The sequence below is a fragment of the Micromonospora sp. RTGN7 genome, from assembly GCF_033804645.1.
Taxonomy (GTDB): Bacteria; Actinomycetota; Actinomycetes; order Mycobacteriales; family Micromonosporaceae; genus Micromonospora.
On record NZ_JAPZLF010000001.1, the window covers coordinates 118,095 to 141,091 of the forward strand.

Below are 22,997 nucleotides of genomic sequence, written 5' to 3' on the forward strand. Positions count from 1 at the left end.
CGAGGGCGGCCGCGCCACGTCAGGGCGAGACCGGCGGCGGCTGCGGATCGTCGGGGGTGACGGGCAGACTGTCGCCATGTCGCCTCGATCCGTCGCCGACCTGGTGGCCCTGCACGACGCGGGCACCCGGGTGAAATACCTGCGTTTCTGGGGCCACCGGCCCGGGCGGGACGGCGCGATCGGGCCGGGTTGCCTGAGCCAGTGGTGGCCCGCGCCGTTCACCGTGGACGGCCGTGTCTTCGACACCGCCGAGCACTGGATGATGTGGCGCAAGGCCGTCCTCTTCGGCGACGACGAGGTGGCGCAGCGGGTCCTCACCGTCGGGCATCCGCAGCAGGCCAAAACCCTCGGCCGCCGGGTCCGCGGCTTCGACGAAACCCGCTGGGCGGCCCACCGGTACGACATCGTGGTGGCCGGCGGCATTGCCAAGTTCGCCCAGCACGACGACCTGCGGGCGTTCCTGCTCGGCACCGGTGACCGGGTGCTGGTCGAGGCCAGCCCGGTGGACCGGGTGTGGGGCATCGGCCTGGCCGCCGACGACCCCGACGCGCAGGACCCGGCCCGTTGGCGGGGGGAGAACCTGCTCGGCTTCGCCCTGATGGACGCCCGGTCGACCCTGCGGGGCTGACAAAGGTGATCGTGGACAGTTGTCGCCAGCACGGCGCGACAACTGTCCACGATCACCGGAGGAGACCCGGCGGCGGCGCGGTCAGGGGCGGCGCTGGCCGGGTGGGACGGTGACGGCGACGGTGACGGAGCAGCCGACCGGGCGGCCGATCTCGTCGTGGCCGGCGGCCACCCGGTGGGGGCCGGGCAGCCGGGGCGGTAACGTGCAGCAGCATGACCGGCGCACCGTACTCCCACTGCTCCTCCTGCGGCGCCGGCTATCCGGCGGGGAGCGGATGGCCCCGGGTCTGCGCGGCCTGCGGGCACGCCGTCTGGCGTAATCCCCTGCCCGTCGCCGTCGCGGTGCTGCCGGTACGCACCGACGCCGGCCTGGGCGTGGTCGTGGTGCGCCGGGACATCGAGCCCGCACGCGGCCTGCTCGCCCTCCCCGGCGGCTTCATCGAGTACGGCGAGGAGTGGCGCGACGCCTTGGTCCGGGAGCTGCGCGAGGAGACCGGGCTGGTCGCGACGGCCGGCGACGCGGAGCTCTTCGCGGTGCACAGCGCCCCGGCGGGCGGCACCATGATGGTCTTCGGGACGCTGCCCGAGCGGGCCGCCGGGCAGCTCCCGCCGTCCGCGCCGACCGACGAGGCGACCGAGTGGCTGGTGCTCACCGAGCCGGCCGAGCTGGCCTTCTCCACCCACTCTCAGGTGCTCGCCGACTTCCTTGCCGCACACCGGAGCGCCTGACCGGCCGCACACCGGGATGCCTGACCGGCCACCCCGCCCGGCAACCCTGGGCCAGGAATTCGGCACAATGAGTTAACCACGGGGCTCCGGCGTCGGGATGCTGCGGCGGGCGTGGTTCAACGTGGGCCGACTCTGGGCCTGGGTGCTGGTGGTCGCGGGGACGATCACCGCGGTCACCTGAGCAAGGCCGCCGACCGAAGGGACCGGTGGTTCCGGCCGGGTGACGCCTCCCCCGGCGAAAACTCCTACTGATTCAATAGGAGTTAGACACGCCCGACCGGAGGAACCCCGATGCCGCACTCCCTGTCGTACGACGAAGCCGACCACGACGCCCGACGGGCCCGGCAGTGGCTGGCCGGCCAGGCCCGGGGCGCGGAGGAGTCCCGCCCGCAACTGCTGGAGCTGGGCGCGGCGATGACCGCCCTCGCCGCCGCCGCGGCCGAGCGCGACCCGGTCGCCGTCGCGCCCGAACCGGTCGGTTCCGACCCCGGGCGGTCGGCCGACGAGTCGGGCGTGGTCAAGCCGCTGCCGCCGCGGCTCTTCACCCGGCACGAGACCAACGCCGAGATGCGCTGGGAGGCGATGGCCGGGCAGGGGCACGTCGTGCCAACCGACCGGTTCTTCGTCCGCAACCACACGTGTACCCCGGTGGTCGACCCCGGGACGTGGCGGCTGAGCCTCTTCGGCGACGGCCTGCGCAGCGCGCCCACCCGGGACCGGCCGGTCGAGTTCGGCTACGACGACCTGCGCCGGTTGCCCGCCGAACGGGTCACCGCCCTGATCGAGTGCGCCGGCAACGGCCGCCGGTTCTTCGCCGGGCAGCAGGACCGGCCCGCGCCCGGGGTGGCGTGGGGGCTGGGCGGCGTCGGGGTGGCGCACTGGCGCGGGGTGCGGCTGTCGGAGGTGCTGCGGCTGGCCGGGCTGACCGGGGCGGCCGTCGACGTGATGCCGGAAGGGCTGGACCCGGAGTACGTCACCGGCGGGGTGAACCTCGGCCGGGTCCGCCGGCCGCTGCCGGTCGGCAAGACCCTCGACGACGTGCTGCTGGCGTACGAGATGAATGGCGAGCCGCTGCCGCCGGACCACGGCTTCCCGGTGCGGGTGGTGGTGCCGGGCTGGATCGGCATCTCCTCGATCAAGTGGGTCGGACCGGTGGAGGTCTCCACCGTCCCCTTGTTCTCACCGTGGAACACCCAGCTCTACCGCATGTTCGGCCCCGACCGCCCGGCCGGCGGCGCCGAGCTGGGCGCCCAGTCGGTGAAGAGCGCCTTCGAGCTGCCCTGGGACGCCCGGGTGCCGGCCGGTGCTGAGGTGCTGCTGCGCGGCCGGTCCTGGTCGGGCGCGGGCCCGATCCGGTCGGTGCAGGTGCGCACCGGCGACGACGACTGGCGGCCGGCCGAGCTGGTCGCCGCCGACGCGGGCGGGCCGTGGCAGCGGTGGACGGCCCGCTGGCGGCCGGCGGGGCCGGGCCCGGTGACGTTGCGGGCGCGGGCCACCGACGTCACCGGGGCCGGGCAGCCGGACCGGGCCCGCCCCAACGACCTCGGTTACCTCTTCGACGGCGTCGTCCGGCACCCGGTCACGGTCTGCTGAACGCGGGCGGTTTCGGTGTTGGGCGTGCGACGTAGGGCAGCGGGTCAGTCCACTATCGACGACAGGTGTTCTGCTTGCCTGTTCTGGACAAACGGTAAGTTCCGTCGGCTGGGACATGGATGTTACGTCGAGCAGTATTGATCAGCATCAGGTACTGCGGCAGGCTGATGACGAATGGGGCTGGCGCCCGCGAGGTGGGATGCGGGCGTGGCTTCGGCCGGCGCCGAGCCGAGCTCCCGCTTCGAGGTGAAGGTGCCAGATGTACAGCAACGTGAGAGAAATACCGGTGCTTCGCAGCCGCCGCTTGCTGGTGGTGGCGCCGGAGGCGGAGTTGCGCGACACGGTGACCGCCCGGCCACCGATCCTCGGCATGGCCACGTTCGAGAACCTCGACCGGTTGCTTCCGGAGGTGGGCGCCGAGGTGGAGGACTACGTCACCAAGCCGTGCCACATCACCGAGTTGCTGGCCCGTGCGCAGGTGCTGCTGCGTACGCCGCCTGCTTGTATCGGTTTCTCAGTTTTTGTGCCGGCGCGTGCCAGGTACTGAAGCACGCTTATCCCCCTGAGGAGACCCATTGTTACCGACTTCGACGAGCACCAACGACGTTCCTTACTACCCGATGACGCGGGAATCGGCGTGCCCCTTCGCTCCCACGGCGACCGTGCGCGAGATGACCCGCGAGGACCCGGTGGGCAAGGTGCGGATCTGGGACGGCAGCACGCCGTGGTTCATCACCCGGCACGCCGATCAGCGGGAACTGCTCAACGATCCGCGGCTGAGCATCGACGAGAAGCGTCCTGGCTATCCGCACATGACCCGCAGCCGCGCGGCCTCGGCTCCGCACCACCCGGCACTGATCACCAACACGGACCCGCCGGAGCACACCCGGCTGCGGCGTACGGTCAACGCGCCGTTCATGGTCAAGCGGGTCGAGGCGCTGCGTCCGCGTATCCAGACGGTTTTGGACGATTTGATCGACGAAATGCTCGCCGGCCCGCAGCCGGCCGACCTGGTGCAGACGATCGGCCTGCCGGTCCCCACCATGGTGATCACCGAGCTCCTCGGTGCTCCTTATGAGGATCGCGAGCTGTTCCAGACCACCAGTCACGCGCTGATCAGCCACGAGTCGACGCCCGAGCAGGCTGCGGAAGCAAGCCGCGCGCTGGGTGGCTATCTCGGCGATCTCTTCGCGAGGAAGATGGCCGACCCCGGCGACGACGTGATCTCCGAGATGGCCGGCAAGGTCCGAGCGGGCGAGATGACCGCGCCGGAGGCCATCGTCATGGCCACCGCCATCCTGATCGCCGGGCATGAGACCAGCGCCAGCATGATCTCGCTGGGCACGCTCGCTCTCCTGCAGAACCCCGACCAGCTGGCACTGCTGCGCGAGAACAGCAACGACCCCAAGTTCGTCGCCAACGCGGTCGAGGAGTTGCTGCGCTACCTGACGATCGTGCACAGCGGGATTCGGCGCATCGCCAACGAGGACATCGAGCTTCACGGCAAGGTCATCAAGGCCGGTGATGGCGTCATCTTCGAACTGGCCGGTGCGAACTACGACGCCGAGGAGTTCCCCGAGCCGGAGCGGCTCGACCTGCGTCGGCCCGCCCGTCAGCAGCACGCCTTCGGTTACGGCGCCCACCAGTGCCTGGGCCAGTCGCTGGCCCGGGTGGAACTGCAGGTGGCCTACGGGACCCTCTACCGACGGATCCCCACCCTGGCCTTGGCGGTGCCGTTCGAGCAGGTCGAGTTCGCGATGGAGGGCGTCGCCTACGGTCTCCGGTCGCTGCCGGTCACCTGGTGAAGGAGTCGACGATGATGATGCGAGTGGAGTTCGACGAGCCGAAGTGCGTCGCGGCCGGGCAGTGCGCGATGGTCGCCCCGGACGTCTTCGACCAGCGCGACGACGACGGCGTCGCGATCGTGCTCGAGGAGACGCCGGGCCCGGAGCACCACGACCAGGTGCGTGAGGCGGCGGCGGTGTGTCCTGCCGCGGCGATCCGTCTGGTGCAGCAGTGAACCGGATCGTCGTCGTGGGCGCCTCGGCCGCCGGCCTCGCCGCGGCCGAGACCCTGCGCCGCGAGGGGTACGGGGGCACGCTGACGCTGGTCGGCGAGGAGGTGGATGCGCCGTACGACCGGCCGCCGCTGTCCAAACAGATCCTCGCGTCGCAGTGGGAAGCCGAACGGCTCTCCCTACGCACCGCCGCCCAGATCGACGCGCTCCACCTCGACGTACGTCTCGGTGTGCTCGCCACCGGCCTGAATTCTGCCGAGCGCACGGTGGAGCTGGGCACCGGCGAGCGGATCGGCTATGACGGTCTCATCGTGGCCACCGGAGTACGCCCACGCCGGCTGCCCGGCCAGGGCGCCCACGTGCTGCGTACCGTCGGCGACGCCCTGCACCTGCGCGAGCGCCTCGGTCCGGGCCGGCGACTGGTCGTGGTCGGCGCCGGCTTCCTCGGCGCCGAGTCGGCCGCCGTGGCCCGGAGCCTGGGCTGCGAGGTGGTCCTGCTGGAACCGGCTGCGGTGCCGCTGGCGCACGCCGTCGGTGAGCAGGTCGGCCGGGTGCTGGCGCAGGCGCACTCCGAGCACGGCGTCGCACTGCGCACCGGCGTGGGCGTCTCGGCGGTGACCGAGGGCGGGGTGCTCCTGCGCGACGGTGGGTCCGTCGAGGCCGACGAGGTGCTGGTGGCGATCGGGTCGCTGCCGAACACCGAATGGCTCGAGGGCAGCGGTCTGCACCTCTCCGACGGCCTGGTGTGCGACGAGTACAGCGCAGCCGCTCCGGACGTCTACGGTGCCGGGGACGTCGCCCGCTGGCTGAACCCGCTGTTCGGCGAGTCCATGCGCATCGAGCACCGCACCAACGCCGCCGAGCAGGGCATGGCGGCCGCCCGCAACCTGCTGCACCCCTCGGCACGCAAGCCGTTCGCCCCGGTGCCGTACTTCTGGTCCGACCAGTACGACATAAAGATCCATGCGTACGGCTATCTGCGCGGCCATGACGCCGTCGAGATCGTCGAGGGTGACCTCGCGCAGCGGCGGTTCCTCGCGGCGTACCGCAAAGGCGATCGTCTCGTCGGCGCCCTGGTCGTCGGCATGCCACCCAAGGCCATCCGTTCCTGGCGGCAGGCGATCGCCGCTGGCGCGCCCTGGTCCTCCGTAGTTACCACCACCGAATGAGCGCCATCGTGACTGACCGAGATGTCGTCGTGGTGACCGGCGCCGGCGTGATCGCCGAGGCGGTCGCCTTCCTGACCGGACCCGCCTCGCTCTACATCACCGGCACCGACCTGCTCGTCGACGGTGGCCAGGCCGCCTGGCTGCGCTGGCACCGCCCGCAAGCTCCACATTCAGAGGTCGATGCCTCGGCGACGGCCTCGGGTCAGCGGGGGGCCGACGCCTCGTCGACGGCGTCGCCGAGGTAGCCGCTGGCCTGGAGGTCGAACAGTTCGCGGTAGAGCCCGTCGGCGGCGACCAACTCGTCGTGGGTGCCGCACTGGACGAGTCGGCCACGCTCCATCACGAAGATCTGGTCCGCGTGACGAACGTTGGCCAGCCGGTGAGTGATCAGCACGACGGCCCGCTCGGGGCGACGTCGCAGGTGCTGGAAGAGGGCGTGCTCGGCCCGGGCGTCGAGCGACGCCGAGGGCTCGTCGCAGATCAGCAGGGTGGCATCCCGGTAGAGGCCACGGGCGGCGACGAGGCGCTGCCACTGGCCGCCGGAGAGGTCGTGGCCGTCCTTGAACTCGCGGTCCAGCAGGGTGTCGTACCCGAACGGCAGGCCCTTGATCATGTCGTGGGCGGCGGCAGCCCGGGCGGCATCCTCGACGCTGGGTCCCCGGTGCCCGGCGGCTCGGTCGTGCCGGCCGATACGGATGTTCTGGCCCGCGGTGAAGGGGAACTTCCACCAGTCCTGGCTGAGCACCGCGACGTGCCCACCGGCCTGGCGGGGGTCGAGCTCGGCGGTGTCCACGCCGTCCCACCGGATCACCCCGCCGGTCGGCCGGTACAGGCCGGCGATCAGCTTGGCCAGGGTGGACTTGCCCGAGCCGTTCTCGCCGACCAGCGCGACCACCTGCCCCCGATGGATGGTCAGGCTCACCTCGTCGACGGCCGGGGCGTCGGTGTCCGGATAGCGCAGGCTCACCCCGTCCAGCTCGATGACGTCGAAGCCGTCGGTCGGCCGCTCGCCGCCGGCGCCGGTCCGGCCGCGGGCCCGGTCCAGGAAGTCCCGGTAGTCCTGGTAGTAGAGCGCGTCCTCGTACAGCGAGTTGGTGGCGAACACCGCAGCGCCGAGGTTGGACCGCGCGGACTGGAGGGCGATCAGCGCGGTCGCGGCGGCGGCGAGGGCCACCATGCCGCCGAGCAGCAGACCGGCAAGGACGGCGTACACCCCGAAGGTGGCCAGGCCTGCGGCGGAGGTGCCGAGCACCCGGGTCCGGGTCTGGGCGCGAACCAGGCGCAGGTGCGCCCTCGTCTCGGTGACCATCATCCGCCGGTACTCGCCGAGCAGGAAGTCGCGCATCTGGTACGCCCGAACCTCGGCGGCGGTGCGCCGGTTGGCCATCAGATTGGCCAGCATCCACATCCGGCGACGCCGGTTGATCCGGGCCAGCATCTCCAGGTACTGCCGGCGGGCCATCTTCACCGCGGTCGCCGCCTCCGGCACCCCGGCGAGCAGCAGACAGGGCAGCAGCAGCGGCTGGATCACGGTGACCGCCGCCGCGGTGGCGAGCACGCCGACCAGGCCGGTGATCAGATTGACGGTGTGGTCGACGATCCAGGCCGCCTCGGTCACCCCGCGCTCCCGGGCCCGGTCCATCTCCTCGGCGAACCCGGCGTCGTCGAAGGCCGCCAGGTCGACGGCCGTGGTCGCCTCGAACAGCCGCAGCTCGACCTGGTAGTTGACCTGCGGGATGAGTCGGGCCTGCGCCCAGCCGGCCGCGATGGTCAGGCCGCCCCTGGCCATCACCGCCGCGGCGGTCAGCGCCAGGGCCGGCAGCGCCGCCCGGATCCGTTCCGGGGTGGGGCCGGCCGCGAACACCTCGCGCAACACGCCGGTGGTGGCCAGCAGGCCGAGGGTGGTCATCGCCCCGGCGGCGACGTTCAGCCCGATGGACGCGGCGGTGTCCCGGCGGCTGGTCGCCCAGGCCAGAGCGATCGCCTCACGGACCAGCAGGGGCAGCCGCCGGGCCACCGCCCAGAAGCTGGTGTGGGCGAACTCGGTCGCGTGGTGCAACCAACCCCGGTCGTCCAGCTCGGGCAGGGTCGACGCCTCGACGCCGTCAGCCGGCGAGCCCTCGGCCGGGGCGACGGGGTCGGTTTGGGCGACAGGGTCGGTTGGCAGGGTCTGGTCGGGCGCTCGGCGTTGGCGGACGGCTTTCTCCACGGACCCCTCCCGGAGAGCTGGCCCCGGACCGCCCGCTACGGTCGGCAGCCACGGGAATCCTACTGTCCGCGACGATTCGGTGTCTCGCCGCAATCGGCGTGCCGTGCCGGGGTCCGGCCCTCCCTGTGAGAACGCCGGCCGGCCGTCGCGGCGGGGCAGCCGCGACGGCCGGCGAAGGGCGACGTGAGCCGGTGGGAAGGGAACCCCGCCGTGGCGCAGGCGCTGGCGGGGCCCCTTCCCTCCGGTCAGCTGGCGGTCAGGGTGACGTCGTCGATGACGAAGCTGGTCTGCAGCGAGACATCCTCGACACCGGTGAACTTCAGGGTGACCGTCTGTCCGGCGTACGCGGCGGCGTTGAAGGTGCGCTGCACGTAGCCGGTGGCCTTGTTGAGGTTCGAGTACGTCGCCAGCGTAGTGCTGCCGACCTGGACGGTGAGCTTGTCGTACGCCGTGGAGGTGGTGGTCTCGGCGGTGTCGATGTGCAGCCAGAACGACAGGGTGTACGTGCCACAGCCGGCCGGGACGGTCAGCGACTGGGACAGCGTCTCGGTGCGGCTGCTGCCGTACCCGTTCATCCACGCCTTGTAGGTGCCGGTGCGGGCGGGCTGGCCCTGGTCGGTGGTGATGACGCCGGAGGACGCGGTCCAGACGGTCGCGCCGCTCTCGAAGCCGGAGTTGCCGACCACCTGGCCGCCGGCGCAGCCGCCGGTGCCGGTCACGGTGATGCTGTACGTGGCGGTGTGGGTGGCCGACCCGGTGCCGGTGACCGTGATGGTGTACGTGCCGGTGGTCGCCGTCGAGGAGGCGGCGACGGTCATCGTGGAGGAGCCACCGGAGGTGACCGACGACGGGCTGAACGACACGGTCACCCCGCTGGGCGCGCCGGTGGCGGACAGGGCGACGGTCTGGGCGCTGCCAGAGGTGGTGGCGGTGGAGACCGTGGCGGTGGTGGAGGCGCCCCGGGCGACGCTGCCGGAGGTCGGGCTGACCGCGACGGAGAAGTCGTTGGTCGGGGTGCCGGTGCCGACGGCCTGGTCCCAGATGGCGTACGCGATGCCGTCGGCGCTGCGGTTGAGCCCGGTGACGTTGATGTTGCTGGTGGTGTCGCAGGACGCGTGGTAGCAGGGGTCATACGAGGCGTTGGCGGTGCCGCCCCACTTGGTGGCCTGCGCGCTGGTCTTGCGGGCGCTGGCCCCCATCGCGTACCCGGAGGTGGGGATGCCGGCCTGCTGGAACGAGTAGTCGTCGGAGCGGCCCTGGCCCTCGACGTTCTCCTCCGGCGCCAGACCCAGCGAGTCCCAGTACGCCTTCAGCGGCGCACCGGTGGTGGAGGTGACCCGGTTGATGAAGTAGCCGCCGTTGGTGGAGGCGACCATGTCGAAGTTGTAGTACCCCTTGATGTAGCCCTTCTGGGTGGCGCTGAGCGAGTTGACGTAGAACTTCGAGCCCTGCAGGCCCTGCTCCTCGCCGTTCCACCAAGCGAACCGGACCCGCTTGGTCATGGTCGGGTTCTGCTGGGCCAGCACGAGGGCGTTCTCCAGCAGCACCGAGGAGCCGGAGCCGTTGTCGTTCATGCCGGGGCCGGCGGAGACGCCGTCGAGGTGGGAGCCGAACATGACCACCTGGTCGGCCGGCGCGGTGCCGGGCCACTCGGCGATGACGTTGTTGCCCGGGTAGGTGCAGCTCGTGCAGTTCTGCTCGGTGATGGTGTAGCCGGCGGCCTGGAGCTTGCCCTTGACGTAGTTGACGGAGGCCGTGTAGCCGGCGGAGCCGGCCCGGCGGTGGCCGCCGTTGCTGGTGGCGATGCTCTGGAGCTGGCTCAGGTGGGCCTGGACGTTCGTCACGGAGATGTCCGGGGCGGCCAGTGCGGCGAGCGCCGGCGCGGCGGGCCGGGCCGGTGCGGCGGCGGCCGGCAGCGTCGCCGCCGACGCCGTCAGGGCGACGGCGGCGGCGAGCGCGAGGCCCGCGGTCAACGTTGTGCGTCTCATGGATGCTCCTCGGTGCAGATCGGGGGTGTGCACCTGGGCGTGACCGGACCCCGTCCGCAGGGGTGGGCGGACGGGGTCCGACGGTGTCCGGGGACGCCGACGTTCGTTCCAGGGAAGCAAACACTGACATGCGTCGATCGGCTGGTCAACATCCATTAAGGTCATACTCCCGCACCGATCCCCCGATCCCCCGATCCCCGGTCACGCGCTCGACCCGGCCGGCGGAGCCGGGACGACCGACGTGACCGGGCCAGCCGCCGTGGCCAGGGCCGGTCAGCCGACCGGGGCGAGCAGGGCCTCGACCGCGGACGCGGTGGCCGGATGGGCGGCGAGCAGGGCGGCCACCTCCGGATCGGCCGCCGTGCCGAGCCCGGCCGACGAGTCCTGCCCCGGCCCCGACGCGCCGATCCGCCACTCGCCGGCGCAGCCGAGCAGGGCCGCCACGGCGTCGCAGGTGGCCGGGTGGCTGACGAGCAGGTCGATCACCGGGCCACCCGGGGCGGCGATCGGCGCGGCGCTGGGCGGCGCCGCCGGTCGGGCCGCCCAGGGCGGCACCCAGGCGTCCAGGGCGGGCAGGGCGGCGGGAAACGTCCGGCCGGCCTCGCGGACCAGGGTCGGCACCAGCTCGCCCGCCTGCTCGCGCAGGGTGGTGATCAGCGTCGGCAGCCAGGGCAGCAGCACCGGGTCGGGCAGCCGGGCGAACGCCGTGGAGATCACCTCCACCACGAACGGTGCCAGCCCGGGCACCGGCTCCAGAGCCTGCACGAACCCGCTGAGGTAATGCGGGAACGCCGGCACCACCAGCGGGTTGTCCAGCAACTCCACGGCTCGGGCCCGCAGCTCGGCCAGGGGCAGCAGGCCGAGCTGGTGCTGGGCGGCCCAGTGCAGCGCCACCCGGGCCGGGGCCTCCGGCCGGGACTGCCGCACGGCCAGTTCGAGCTGCGCCCGGTCGCAGCCGAGCGCCAGCGCGAGGCTCTCCATGCCGCAGAGGAAGCCGAGCATCGCCGCCACCTGCCGCACCCCCGCCTCCGGGTCGACGAAGGCGGTGGGCAGCAGGGTGCAGTAGTGCGCGTACCCGGTGGTGACGAACGCCGCGCACCAGGCCGGCAGGTCCGGCTCGGTGGCCCGGTAGTGAACCAGTAGCCGGCGGATGCGGCGCAGCACCTCGGGGGCCTCGTCGACGGTCCGCTCGGCGGCGAGCAGCTCCACGGCGCGGGCGCCCAACTCGTTGACGAGGCGACGGCCGTCGAGCAGCAGGATCGCGTCCTCGACCGCCTCCAGGGCGACCGCCGCGGTGGCCCGTGGGCTCCAGGCCCGGCGGCGCAGCCGCTGCTCGAGGACCTGCTCGACGGTGACGCCCTCGTAGCCCAGCTCGATCAGCGAACGCTGGTGCCGGCCCAGCGCCAGGTCCCAGCTCTCCTGCGTCGACCGCTCCCCCAGCCGGCGCTCACCCATGATCGGGCGGACCGCGTCGGGGGGCAGCAGGTGACGAAGCCGCCACAGCAGGTCGGAGCAGCCGGCCAGGGCCGGCTGGCCCTGGAGGTCCAGCAGGGCCCGCGCGATGGTGCGCTTGTCCAGGTCCAGCCCGAGCGGGGTGAGCCGGTCGAGCACATCGCGGGCCAGCGGCGGCAGGGCGTCGTAGCCGACCTGACCAATCCGGTCGCCGCCGAGCAGGATCTCGCAGAGCCGCCGGACGTCCCGCCGGCCCGGCACCACGTCCTTCTCGATGCAGGTCACCGCCGCGTCAGCGAAGTCGTACGGGGTGGGGCGGGCCCGGTTGCGCAGCCCGGCGAGCAGGATCGACGTCTCGAAGACGGCGATCGCGTCGGCGGTGCTGGCCAGGTACCCGTTGCGCCGGGCCAGCCGGACGATGTCCACGCACCAGCCGCGCAGTTCCGCCTCGTCGAGGTCGTCGAGGACCGGCGGCCGGGCCAGGAACCCCGACAGCCGGTCGGTGACCGGCTCCTCGGCGACCGCCACCGCGACGGCGGCCTTGCGGGCCCGGCCCTTGCCCGACTTGCCGCCAGCCTGGCCGGCGAGCCGGAACGGCTTCACCCCGGAGCGGGACAGCGCCTTGGCCCAGGTGGCGGCGGCGATGGAGACCGAGCCGGACGCGAGCCCGAACTGCGCCTCGATGGCCGAATGGCTGGACGGGATCAGCCCGTAGAGCCAGCGGGTGCCGGTGCGCGGGCTGATCTCGTACGCCGCCGCGTCGGGGCCGGTGCCGAACTGCGCGACGGGGCTGGCGGCGTGGAACGCGCCGCAGACGTACAGGCAGTCGGCCGGGTCGGTGCCGGAGGCGGCCAGGTGCTCCCGCATCCGGGTCCACATGTAGCGCTCGCGCTCCTCGTCGGAGTCGTGCCGGGCCGCGTCGGCCGGGCGCAACCGCCGGAACAGGCTGCCGATCAACACCATCACCTGCCGGTACGTCGCGTGGTCGGCGCCGACCAAGGGTTGCTCGACGTACTGGTCCCACCACTCCGACCAGTGCCGCACCTTGCCGTGGTGCAGCAGGTACGTCTCCAGCTCGGCGAAGCGGGGCCGCAGGTCACCGATCTCCACACCGACGGCGTCGCCGTGCAGCGCTGTCTCCTCCTCGTGGGCCGCCGCCGTCTCCCCCGTCGACCCGCCGGCCGGGCCGTCCGTCCCGCCCTGGCCCTCGGCCGGGTCGCGGGGCGACCACTGGAAGACGTGGTCGACCGAGCGGTCCACCAGCACCAGCTCGACGCCGGGGGTCTCCAGCGCGTACGCGATCGCCTGGTACTCCGCCGACGCCTCGGTGATCGGCGCGACGACGCTCAGCGGTGCCCAGTCGGCGGGGAAACCGTCCAGCTTGGAGGCGAACGCCTGCACCGCCACCGGCAGCCGGCAGTTGCGCAGCTCCCCCAGCAGGGGTTGCAGGTCCTCACAGAGCTCCAGGTAGACCACCTTCGGCCGCTTGGCGCGTAGTCGTCGGGCCATGGCCAGCGCGGACGCCGGCGAGTGGTGGCAGACCGGGAAGATCTCCAGCCGCTCGCCGAGCGCCCGGTCGACGTCGTCGACCAGACCGGTGAGGATGTCGGCGAGCGCGTCCGGGCTGCCGGCGAAGGCCGCGGCGGCGTCGGTGAGCTGCTCGCGCAGTCCCCGGAACGCACCGGACGCGGCGGCGGTCGGGGACCGGTCCCCGGCGGGCCGGACGACGTCGGCCGACGAGCCGCCCGATGGGATCTCGCCGGGGGGCGGTGGTGGGGTCGCGCCGGGCGGCGCGGTCGTCGGGCCGCTCACGACAGGTTGGCGATCGCCTGGCGGCCTCCGGCGAGGAAGCCCTCCCACGAGCCGTCGGCCTTGGCCCGGGGCTCCACGACGCCGTGCAGGTATTTGTTGAGGATCGCCAGGTCCTCCGGGCTACGCCGGGCCAGCGAGCCGACCAGCGAACCGGCGAGGGTCTCCGCGCGCAGCGTGCGGTCGCCGAAGAACTGGCTGTGCAGGATCGCATCCTCCAGCACGCCGATCTGCTCGGCGGTGGACAGCGCCGACTCCAGCTTCTCGTCGTCGCTGGTGGCCGACGCGGCGGCGGCCCGCAGGTCGGCGAAGCTCTGCAGCAGGATGTCCAGCAGGGTCGGCGGGACGTCCAGCTCGATGCGGTGCCGGCGCAGCAACTCCTCGGTGCGGAACCGGACGATCTCCGCCTCGCTGCGCTTGTTGGTCACCACCGGGATGCGGACGAAGTTGAACCGCCGCTTCAGCGCCGAGGACAGGTCGTTGACGCCCCGGTCCCGGCTGTTGGCGGTGGCGATGATGGAGAAGCCGGGCTTGGCGAAGACGATGTTGTCCTCGTCCAGCTCGGGGATGGAGACGTACTTCTCGGACAGGATGGAGATCAGCGCGTCCTGCACGTCGCTGGTGGAGCGGGTCAGCTCCTCGAACCGGCCGATCACCCCCTGCTCCATCGCGGTCATGATCGGCGAGGGGATCATCGACTGCCGGGACTGCCCCTTGGCGATGACCATGGAGACGTTCCAGGAGTACTTGATGTGGTCCTCGGTGGTGCCGGCGGTGCCCTGCACGACGAGGGTGGAGTTGCCGCAGACCGCGGCGGAGAGCAGCTCGGCCAGCCAGCTCTTGCCGGTGCCCGGGTCGCCGATGAGCAGCAGGCCCCGGTCGGAGGCGAGGGTGACGATGGCTCGCTCGACGAAGCTGCGGTCGCCGAACCACTTCTGGGCGACCTCCCGGTCGAGCCCGTCGGCCCGTTCGGAGCCGAGCACGAACAGCCGCACCATGCGGGGGCTCAGCCGCCAGGAGAACGGCTTCGGGTCGGTGTCGACCGACTCCAGCCAGGCCAGTTCCTCGGCGAACTTGACCTCGACGGGGGCGCGCAACATCTCGGACATGTCAGGGGTCTCCTAGGTGAGGAAGTTCTTGAGCTCGAAGACGAGTTTGCGGATGTGGCCGGAGATGACCGGAGTGCCCAGATCCTTGAAGCGCTGGCGGAACCAGGGGTTGACGATCTGGGTGCCGGAGCTGTTGACCGAGCCGACCGGAATGAACTTCACCCCGGAGCGGTGCACCGCCTCGATGCCGTCGAAGAGCGGCTGCGAGCGGTCGAACTCGTAGAAGTCCGAGATCCAGACCAGCACGGTGTTGCGCGGCTCGGTGATCTTCGGCCGGGCCAGGGCCATCGCCACCGGGCCGTCGTTGCCGCCACCCAGCTTGGTGCGCAGCAGCACCTCGAAAGGGTCGTGCACCCACGGGGTCAGGTCCAGCGCCCGGGTGTCGTACGCGATGAGGTGCACGTCGACCTTGGGCAGCCCGGCGAAGATGGACGCCAGGATGGTGCAGTTGACCATCGAGTCGACCATCGAACCGGACTGGTCGACCACCACGATCAGCCGGGCCGGGGTGGTGCGCCGAGCGGTCTGCCGGTAGAAGAGCCGGTCGACGTAGAGGCGCTGGTCCTCCGGGCTCCAGTTGGTGAGGTTCTTCCAGATCGTGCGGTCGAGGTCGAGGTTGCGGAACACCCGTTTCGGCGGCACCGACCGGTCGATGGTGCCCACGCTGGTCTGCTCGACCTGGGTCCGCAGCACCTCGGCGACCTCGTCGACGTACCGGCGGATCAGCGCCTTCGCGTTAACCAGCGCCACCCCGGAGAGGTTCGACTTGTCCCGCAGCAGTTGCTCGATCAGCGACATGCTCGGGGTGAGCTTCGCGGCCAGCTTCGGGTCGGCCAGCACCTCGCGCAGGTGCATCCGGCGCACCAGGTCGCCCTCCAGGCCGGCCAGCACCCCGCCCAGGCCGGTGCCGCCGGCGGCACCGGCCTGCCGGCGCAGCTCACCCGGCTCCCAGCCGAGCGCCCGCTCGAACCAGCCAGCGTCGGACTGCCACCGGGCGAGCTGGGTGGCGCTGACGCTGCCCCCGCCGGTGGCGAAGACGTTGAGCAGCAGCTTGGACACCAGCGCGGCCCGCCGCACCTCGGCCTCCCCCGCCGGGGCCGGCTCGTCGCCCGCCGGTCGGTCGGCGGTGAGCAGCCCGTCCAGCTCGGCGGCGAGGTCGGGAAAGCGCTGTACCACGTTGTCCACGGAGACCGACGGGTCCAGCAGCGCGGCCGGCAGACCGAGGTCGTCGACGACGGCGACGCTGGCCGCCTCCAGGGACGGCTGCTCCTCGGGGTCGAAGAGCTGGGCCAGCAGCCGCCAGTAGAGCACCTGTCGGCGGTTGGCATCGGCGTTCACGTGCGCGTCTCCGGGCGCCTCGGGGGTCGTGGTCATCGGCGCAGCAGCCGTCCCGCGCGTTCCCGGAGCACGGCGACGGAGTCGCCGGCCTTCGCCTCGGCCTTGGCTACCTTCGCGTCGGTGGGGCCCTGCGCCCAGTCACCGTTGTGCGCGGCGACGGTGGCCCGCTTGACCCTGGCCTGCACGGCCAGCGGCTGCACCGTCCATTGGCCGGCGTCCCAGCGCAGCAGGCCCAGGCAGGCCGTCGAGGCGGCGACCAGGGCGGGGGTGAGTGGGCCGCAGGTCGGCAGTCGATCGACGGCGACCGCGACGCTCGCCCCGTCGACGGTGAACCGGACGGCCCCGTCGTCGCCGGTGTCGACGGCGTACCCCTCCAGCAGCACCGGCTCGGCGATGGCGACGGGGTGCCGGTCCAGCGGCGGCACCGGCGCGGCCAGCGCGGCGGGCAGCAGCACCCGGGCGGTGGCGAACGGGTCGGCCGGCTCCCCGGCGCGGGCCTGGCCGTCGCGCCACCACAGGTCGCCGCCGGCCAGCGGCAGGTCGGTCACCTCCAGGCCGCGGCGCTCGGCCAGCGCGGCCAGCAGGACCGGGTGGTCGGCGAGCAGCCGCCACAGCGCCGGGCCGACGATCGTGTCGACCTTGGTGGCCGCGACGGCGGTGCGGACCAGCCGCGCCGGCCCCCCGCCGGACGGTTCGAGGACGCCGTGCGCCTGGACCTGGACGGCGGTGGCGTGCTCGTGCACGTCGATGCCGAGCACCAGCAGCCGGCCGGAGACCCGCTCGACGCCCGCGGCGGACGGGTCGCCGACGCCGGTCGTCTCCTGGGCGAGCAGCACGGCGCGGGCCCACAGGTCGGCCCACCGCCGGGCCGGCACCGCCGCCATGGTGGCCACCGGGCAGGACGCGGCCAACTCGCCGGCCAGGCCGTCGAGAAGAACGGCGAGCCGGCGCAGCGCCGGGACGGCGAGGGCCGCCTCGACCGGTCGGCCGCCGGCCGCCACCAGGTCGTGGTTGACGCCGCGCCAGCCGATGATGGCCAGCTCGGTCAGCCAGGACCGGGCCGCGGGGAGCGGGGCGGCGGCCCCGGCCGGTAGCGGCCCGGCCGCCGGCGCGGGCTGCGCCGCGCGCTCCCGGCCGCCGGCGGCGTCGGCCCCAGCGAGTAGGGCGTCGTGCGCCGCGCCGAGCAGGGCGGTGCGCGCCCCGGCCAGGGCGGCCAGGTGCTCGTCGCCCGGCGATCCGGCGGTGACCTTCGCGACCGCCTCGGCGACCCGGTCGCCCAGCGGGGTGCCGGCCAGCGCGGCGGCGAGCCCGCCGAGCGCGGCGACCTGCGCCTCACCGGGCCGGGCCAGGCCGGCCACCAGGGCGTCGTCGAGGCCGTCCACCAGGGCGAGGGCGGCGTTGACGCCCGCCGGTGCGGCATTGACCAGCGCGGTGAGCTGGGCCCCGCGCATCAGCGGACCGCCCCGGTCGCCGGGAACCAGTGCAGCTCGGGCAGCGGCCCGTCGGCCGCCGGGAGCTCCAGGTAGCTCAGGTGGCGCAGGAACCGGCTGAACACCACCGCCGCCGGGGTGGGTTCGTGGTGGCCGTCGAGCCTGCGGAGCAGGTCGGCGCCGGTCTGCGCCCCGTCGGTCACGTCGACGCGCAGGTACCGGCTGACGCGCGCGACGCCGTACTGGAGGACCGCCTCGTCGAGCAGGGCGTGCAGGTGCTTGCAGGGCGCGCCGCGCAGCCCGCCGCAGGGCCGGTTGTTGTTGGTGGAGCAGTTGAACCCGTGGCTGCCGGCGGCGATCGAGGAGACATACACCCGATCGATGTCGGACCCGCTGGACACCACCCCCTGCAAGCGGCCGTCCGCCAGCTCGACGAAGGGGACCTTCGCCAGCTTGCGGGGACGCACCGCGGGCAGCACCGACGCGAGGCTGCGCCGCTCCCACGGGACGTGCTCCGTCTCCAGCACTACGACCTCCGTACCCGGTGCGCCGGTGGGCGCGCCGACTCCGCGCCGACGGCGAGGCCGACGCACCACAAGGGACAACGGGCACGACGACCCGCGCGGAACCGAGCCTCACCAGGACGCCCGTCCGGATTCCGATCTTGCACCACGGGTACGACACGATCAGTCGGCGGTACCCACCGCCGGCCGATCCGTCCAGCAGGGGTCGGCCCGCCGATGCGGGAGCATCGTCCGGGTGGCCTGAGCGCGCCGGGGTGCGACATGTCCCGCCTGGTGGCAGTCTGGCCCGGGCGGCCGGGCCCACCCAGTACGGTTACGGCCGCGCAAGGGTTGAGCAGGTGCGGGAGGAGAGCCGGGAATGGCCGAGGAGATCATCACCACCGACGAGTGGCGGGCGCTGGCGGCGCACGCGGAGAAGGTGCGCGACCAGCACCTGCGTGAGCTGTTCGACGCCGACCCGCAGCGGGGTGAACGGCTCGCCGGCGAGGTGGCGGACCTGCACGTCGACTGGAGTAAGAACCTCGTCACCGACGAGACGCTGGCCCTGCTCGCCGCCCTGGCGCGGCGGGCCGGGCTGACCGACCGGATCGCCGCGATGTTCTCCGGCGCGCGGATCAACGCCACCGAGGGCCGGGCGGTGCTGCACACCGCCCTGCGCCAGCCCCGGGACGCCGCGCTGAGCGTGGACGGCCGGGACGTGGTGGCCGACGTGCACGCGGTGCTGGACCGGATGGCGGCGTTCGCCGACCGGGTCCGCTCCGGCGAATGGGTCGGGCACACCGGCGAGCGGATCCGCACCGTGGTCAACATCGGCATCGGCGGCTCCGACCTGGGGCCGGTGATGGCGTACGAGGCGCTGAAGGCGTACCGGGACGCCGGGATCTCCTGCCGGTTCGTCTCGAACATCGACCCCACCGACATCGCCGAGGCCACCGCCGACCTGGATCCGGCGAGCACCCTGTTCGTGGTGGTGTCGAAGACGTTCTCCACCCAGGAGACCCTGGCCAACGCCCGGCAGGCGCGCGACTGGCTGCTGGGCGGCCTCGGCGGCGACGACTCGGCCGTGGCCCGGCACTTCGTCGCGGTGAGCACCAACGCCGATCGGGTACGGGACTTCGGCATCGACCCGGAGAACATGTTCGGCTTCTGGGACTGGGTGGGCGGGCGGTACTCGCTGCCCTCGGCCGTCGGGCTGTCGGTGATGCTGGCGGTCGGGCCGGCGCGCTTCGGTGAGCTGCTCGCCGGGTACCACGCCGTCGACGAGCACTTCCGGACCACGCCGGTGGAGCGCAACGTGCCGGCGCTGCTCGGCCTGCTCAACGTCTGGTACACGAACTTCCTGGGCGCGCAGACCCACGCGGTGCTCCCGTACTCGCAGTACCTGCACCGGTTCCCGGCGTACCTCCAGCAGCTCACCATGGAGAGCAACGGCAAGTCGGTGACCCTCGACGGCACCCGGGTCTCGTACGACACCGGGGAGATCTACTGGGGCGAGCCGGGCACCAACGGTCAGCACGCCTTCTACCAGCTCATCCACCAGGGCACCCGGCTGGTGCCGGCGGACTTCATCGGGTTCAGCCGACCCCGGCACGACCTGGACGACATGCACGACCTGTTCATGTCGAACTTCTTCGCGCAGACCGCCGCGCTGGCCTTCGGCCGGACCCTCGAGCAGGTCGAGGCCGACGGCACCCCGGCCGAGCTGGCGCCGCACAAGGTGATGCCGGGCAACCACCCGACCACCTCGATCACCGCCGCCGAGCTGACCCCGGCCGTGCTGGGCCAGCTCATCGCGCTCTACGAGCACATCGTGTTCACCGAGGGCGCGATCTGGGACATCAACCCGTTCGACCAGTGGGGTGTGGAGCTGGGCAAGGTGCTGGCCAACCAGCTCGCGCCGCTGCTCACCGGGAACGAGGCCGACCTGTCCGGGCTGGACTCGTCGACCCGGGCCCTGATCGCCCGTTACCGGGCCCAGCGGCACGCCGCCGGCTGAGCCGCACCACCCCTACCGCGCCCGCACTGAGCCGGGGGGCGGGCCCCCCCCCGGGCGGGCGGCGGCGGTTGGGGAGCCCCACCCCCGCCCCCCCCCCCCCCCCCCCCCCCCCCCCCCCCCCCCGGCTCAGTCTTTTCGCAGCACCCACGTCGTCCCAGCCCACCCGATCGTCCCAGCACACACGGCCCGACCCTGACTTTTGTCACCGCGACCCGTGTAACACGCATTCGGGTTCGTGACTTAGTGCACTGGGATGGAGCAGTCCCTCCAACGAGACTCGACACATCGCCGGGAAACGGAACCGGCCGAGATCGCGGAGGGGGCCACGGTGGACGAGCGCTACGACAACTACTGCGCCGCTGACCGGCTCTTCTACGACTCGCTCGGCAGCGCAGTCGCGCAGGCAGCCTTCGGCGGGGCGGAGCGGCAGGTGCCTGAGGGCTGGCGCCGCGAGTCACTCGACGACTGGCTCATCCACGCCCCGGAGGGCGGCTCGCTGCCGCAGCAGGGCTGGAAGATCCATGTGTCGGCCACCCTGGCCAACGCCGAGCGGGTGCTCGACGCGGTGTGGGGCTACTGCGTGCCGCGTGGGCTGTCGTTCAAGTTCCTGCGTGGCCCCCGCACCCTGCTGCTGCGCAACTCCAAGTACGCCTCCCGGTCGGCCAGCGGCAAGTTCGTCACCATCTACCCGCGAGACGCCGCCGAGCTGGAGCTGGCCTGCAAGGAGCTCGACACGCTGCTCGCCGGCGAGGACGGGCCGTACATCCTCAGCGACCTGCGCTACGGCGCCGGCCCGGTGCACGTGCGCTACGGCGGCTTCGCCCGCCGCTACTGCCTCTCCCCTGACGGGCAGGTCGTCCCGGCCATCGCCGACGGCACCGGTACCCTGGTGCCCGACCGCCGCGACCCGGTGTTCCACCTGCCGGAGTGGGTCACCCTGCCGGACTTCCTCGCCCCGCACCTGGCCGCCCGCAGCGCCACCAGCACCACCGAGGTGCCGTACAAGATCGAGAAGGTCATCCACTTCTCCAACGGCGGCGGCCTGTACGTGGGCCGGGACCTGCGCACCGACACCGAGGTGGTGCTCAAGGAGGCCCGCCCGCACGCCGGACTCGACGCCGACGGCACCGACGCGGTGACCCGGCTGGCACAGGAGGCGACCGCGCTACGCCGGCTCGCCGACCTGCCCCAGGTGCCCGCCGTGCACGACGAGTTCACCCTCGGCGAGCACCGTTTCCTGGCCCTGGAGTTCATCGAGGGTCGCGCGCTGAACAAGGTCGTCGTCGACCGGTACCCGCTGATCGACGCCGACGCCACCGAGGCCGACCGGGCGGCGTACGCCGACTGGGCGCGCGACGTCCTGACGCAGGTCGAGGCGATCGTCACCGCGATCCACGAGCGCGGCCTGGTCTACGGCGACCTGCACCTGTTCAACATCATGGTCCGCCCGGACGACCGGGTGGCGCTGGTCGACTTCGAGGTCACCGCGCCGATCGAGGGGCACCGCCGGCCCGGGCTGCGCAACCAGGGGTTCGCCGCGCCGAACGACCGGACCGGTCCGGCGGTCGACCGGTACGCCCTGGCCTGCCTGCGCCTGGCCCTGTTCCTTCCGCTGACCCAACTCGTCCGGATCGCCCCGGACAAGGCCGGGCACCTGGCCGACGTGATCGCCGAGAGCTTCCCGGTCCCCCGCGAGTGGCTGGCCGAAGCGGTCGCCGAGATCACCGCCGCCACGTCCGACCGCCCGACCGGCTCCGGAACCACCGGCTCCGGGGCCACCGCCTCCGTGATCACCGGCTCCGGAACCACCGGCTCGCCAACCGCGCCGGCACGCCGGTACGACCTGGACGGTGACTGGCCCGACGTGCGCCGGCGGCTCTCCACGGCGATCCTCGCCAGCGCCACCCCGGCCCGCGACGACCGGCTCTTCCCCGGCGACATCGCGCAGTTCCACACCGGCGGGCTCAACCTCGCCCACGGTGCCGCCGGGGTCCTGCACGCCCTGGCCGTCAGCGGCGCGGGCCGCTGGCCGGAACACGAGCAGTGGCTGGTACGACGGGCCACCGCCCCCGCCTCCGGCACCCGGCTCGGCTTCTACGACGGCCTGCACGGGGTGGCGTACGCGCTGGAGCACCTGGGCCGCCGGTCCGACGCCCTCGACGTACTCGACATCTGCCTACGCCAACCCTGGACCGAGCTGGACCTGAGCCTGGCCAGCGGGCTGTCGGGGATCGCCTTGAACCTCGCCGAGCTGGCCGCACGCACCGGGGAGACCGGGCTACGCGACGCCGCCCGCGAGGTCACCGAGGCTGTCGTCGACCGGCTCGCCGACGACCCCGGCCCGGACATCAGCGGCGGCCGGAACCCGTACGCGGGGCTGCTGCGCGGCCGCACCGGAGCGGCGCTGCTGCTGGTGCGACTGCACGAGCTGACCGGCGACCCGGCCCTGCTGGAGCACGCCGCCACCGCCCTGCGGCAGGACCTGCGCCGGTGCGTGGTCCGCCCGAACGGGGCACTGGAGGTCAACGAGGGCTGGCGGACCATGCCCTACCTCGGTCAGGGCAGCGTCGGCATCGGCCTGGTGCTCGACCAGTACCTGCGCCATCACGCCGACGAGCGCTTCGCCGAGGCGAGCGCCGGGGTGCGGCGGGCCGCCCGGTCCCCGTTCTACGCCCAGTCGGGCCTCTTCGCCGGCCGGGCCGGAATCATCGCGTACCTGGCCACCCTGACCGACGAGCCCGAGGCGCGTCGCGAGCTGGCTGCGCAGCTGCGCCGGCTCGCCTGGCACGCCCTGCCGTACGGCGGCGGGACCGCCTTCCCCGGCGAGCAGCTCCTGCGGCTCTCCATGGACCTGGGCACCGGCACCGCCGGCGTGCTGCTCGCGCTGGCCACGGCGCGGCACGACGAGCCGGTGGCACTGCCCTTCCTCGCGCCGCTGTCCGGCGCACCGAGACTTCCTCGCCACGGCGAGGGGGAACACCACCACCACGATGAAAGGAAGTGAGCA

Annotated in this window: 17 protein-coding genes; 10 read left to right on the forward strand and 7 right to left on the reverse strand. The window is 72.9% G+C overall.

What is annotated here, in order from left to right:
- The first annotated feature begins 76 nt into the window (after nt 1-76).
- From SNR22_RS00560 to SNR22_RS00595, 8 genes are all read left to right on the forward strand, one after another.
- Nucleotides 77-628: an NADAR family protein gene (locus SNR22_RS00560; protein ID WP_320064208.1), complete on the forward strand. Its 552-nt coding sequence runs from the start codon at nt 77-79 to the stop codon at nt 626-628.
- A gap of 212 nt (nt 629-840) precedes the next feature.
- Nucleotides 841-1,356, forward strand: a complete 516-nt coding sequence (locus tag SNR22_RS00565) for an NUDIX domain-containing protein (RefSeq protein WP_320064209.1) — start codon at nt 841-843, stop codon at nt 1,354-1,356.
- Nucleotides 1,357-1,647: 291 nt separating this feature from the next.
- Nucleotides 1,648-2,949 carry a sulfite oxidase gene (locus SNR22_RS00570; RefSeq protein ID WP_320064211.1) on the forward strand — a complete coding sequence of 434 codons (1,302 nt, stop codon included), beginning with the start codon at nt 1,648-1,650 and terminating at the stop codon, nt 2,947-2,949.
- A 259-nt stretch (nt 2,950-3,208) separates the two neighbouring features.
- Entirely contained in the window at nt 3,209-3,496 is a 288-nt protein-coding gene (locus SNR22_RS00575; protein ID WP_320064212.1) for a hypothetical protein, read from the forward strand.
- A gap of 124 nt (nt 3,497-3,620) precedes the next feature.
- Entirely contained in the window at nt 3,621-4,754 is a 1,134-nt protein-coding gene (locus SNR22_RS00580; RefSeq protein WP_320064213.1) for a cytochrome P450, read from the forward strand.
- A gap of 11 nt (nt 4,755-4,765) precedes the next feature.
- Nucleotides 4,766-4,969 carry a ferredoxin gene (locus SNR22_RS00585; RefSeq protein WP_413775565.1) on the forward strand — a complete coding sequence of 68 codons (204 nt, stop codon included), beginning with the start codon at nt 4,766-4,768 and terminating at the stop codon, nt 4,967-4,969.
- Entirely contained in the window at nt 4,966-6,135 is a 1,170-nt protein-coding gene (locus SNR22_RS00590; protein ID WP_320064215.1) for an NAD(P)/FAD-dependent oxidoreductase, read from the forward strand. The genes SNR22_RS00585 and SNR22_RS00590 overlap by 4 nt, the downstream gene beginning before the upstream one ends.
- Before the next feature lie 8 nt (nt 6,136-6,143).
- The gene (locus tag SNR22_RS00595) at nt 6,144-6,380 is read left to right on the forward strand and encodes a hypothetical protein (protein ID WP_320064216.1); all 237 of its coding nucleotides are present in this window, start codon (nt 6,144-6,146) and stop codon (nt 6,378-6,380) included.
- Here the strand turns inward: SNR22_RS00595 and SNR22_RS00600 are convergent.
- From SNR22_RS00600 to SNR22_RS00630, 7 genes are all read right to left on the reverse strand, one after another.
- Nucleotides 6,338-8,344: an ABC transporter ATP-binding protein gene (locus SNR22_RS00600; protein ID WP_320064217.1), complete on the reverse strand. Its 2,007-nt coding sequence runs from the start codon at nt 8,342-8,344 to the stop codon at nt 6,338-6,340. The genes SNR22_RS00595 and SNR22_RS00600 overlap by 43 nt on opposite strands.
- Nucleotides 8,345-8,589: 245 nt before the next feature.
- A complete protein-coding gene (locus tag SNR22_RS00605) occupies nt 8,590-10,332 on the reverse strand; it encodes a M28 family metallopeptidase (RefSeq protein WP_320064219.1) in 1,743 nt (580 codons plus the stop codon).
- A gap of 273 nt (nt 10,333-10,605) precedes the next feature.
- On the reverse strand, nt 10,606-13,452 hold the full coding sequence (locus SNR22_RS00610; RefSeq protein ID WP_320064935.1) for a DUF5682 family protein: 2,847 nt from the start codon (nt 13,450-13,452) through the stop codon (nt 10,606-10,608).
- Nucleotides 13,453-13,592: 140 nt separating this feature from the next.
- A complete protein-coding gene (locus tag SNR22_RS00615; protein ID WP_320064221.1) occupies nt 13,593-14,702 on the reverse strand; it encodes an AAA family ATPase in 1,110 nt (369 codons plus the stop codon).
- Between the two features lie 12 nt (nt 14,703-14,714).
- Nucleotides 14,715-16,076 carry a VWA domain-containing protein gene (locus SNR22_RS00620; RefSeq protein ID WP_320064222.1) on the reverse strand — a complete coding sequence of 454 codons (1,362 nt, stop codon included), beginning with the start codon at nt 16,074-16,076 and terminating at the stop codon, nt 14,715-14,717.
- Nucleotides 16,073-17,491, reverse strand: coding sequence for a hypothetical protein (locus tag SNR22_RS00625; protein WP_320064223.1), 1,419 nt, complete (start codon nt 17,489-17,491; stop codon nt 16,073-16,075). The genes SNR22_RS00620 and SNR22_RS00625 overlap by 4 nt, the downstream gene beginning before the upstream one ends.
- Nucleotides 17,491-17,997: a hypothetical protein gene (locus SNR22_RS00630; RefSeq protein ID WP_413775566.1), complete on the reverse strand. Its 507-nt coding sequence runs from the start codon at nt 17,995-17,997 to the stop codon at nt 17,491-17,493. Before SNR22_RS00630 ends, SNR22_RS00625 begins: the two co-directional genes overlap by 1 nt.
- 355 nt (nt 17,998-18,352) lie before the next feature.
- Here SNR22_RS00630 and pgi point away from each other — a divergent pair, with 355 nt between their 5' ends.
- Entirely contained in the window at nt 18,353-19,990 is a 1,638-nt protein-coding gene (gene pgi / locus SNR22_RS00635) for a glucose-6-phosphate isomerase (RefSeq protein WP_320064225.1), read from the forward strand.
- Nucleotides 19,991-20,243: 253 nt separating this feature from the next.
- Nucleotides 20,244-22,994, forward strand: coding sequence for a class III lanthionine synthetase LanKC (lanKC, locus tag SNR22_RS00640; RefSeq protein ID WP_320064227.1), 2,751 nt, complete (start codon nt 20,244-20,246; stop codon nt 22,992-22,994).
- Nucleotides 22,995-22,997 lie beyond the last annotated feature (3 nt).

Bases quoted from the DNA above. Each gene is read 5' to 3' on its own strand.
- SNR22_RS00580 (WP_320064213.1), top strand. From the start codon at position 3,621: ATGACCCGCGAGGACCCGGTGGGCAAGGTGCGGATCTGGGACGGCAGC.
- SNR22_RS00620 (WP_320064222.1), bottom strand. From the start codon at position 16,076: ATGACCACGACCCCCGAGGCGCCCGGAGACGCGCACGTGAACGCCGAT.
- SNR22_RS00560 (WP_320064208.1), top strand. From the start codon at position 77: ATGTCGCCTCGATCCGTCGCCGACCTGGTGGCCCTGCACGACGCGGGC.
- SNR22_RS00570 (WP_320064211.1), top strand. From the start codon at position 1,648: ATGCCGCACTCCCTGTCGTACGACGAAGCCGACCACGACGCCCGACGG.
- SNR22_RS00565 (WP_320064209.1), top strand. From the start codon at position 841: ATGACCGGCGCACCGTACTCCCACTGCTCCTCCTGCGGCGCCGGCTAT.
- SNR22_RS00605 (WP_320064219.1), bottom strand. From the start codon at position 10,332: ATGAGACGCACAACGTTGACCGCGGGCCTCGCGCTCGCCGCCGCCGTC.
- SNR22_RS00585 (WP_413775565.1), top strand. From the start codon at position 4,766: ATGATGATGCGAGTGGAGTTCGACGAGCCGAAGTGCGTCGCGGCCGGG.
- SNR22_RS00615 (WP_320064221.1), bottom strand. From the start codon at position 14,702: ATGTCCGAGATGTTGCGCGCCCCCGTCGAGGTCAAGTTCGCCGAGGAA.
- lanKC (WP_320064227.1), top strand. From the start codon at position 20,244: ATGGAGCAGTCCCTCCAACGAGACTCGACACATCGCCGGGAAACGGAA.
- pgi (WP_320064225.1), top strand. From the start codon at position 18,353: ATGGCCGAGGAGATCATCACCACCGACGAGTGGCGGGCGCTGGCGGCG.
- SNR22_RS00625 (WP_320064223.1), bottom strand. From the start codon at position 17,491: ATGCGCGGGGCCCAGCTCACCGCGCTGGTCAATGCCGCACCGGCGGGC.
- SNR22_RS00575 (WP_320064212.1), top strand. From the start codon at position 3,209: ATGTACAGCAACGTGAGAGAAATACCGGTGCTTCGCAGCCGCCGCTTG.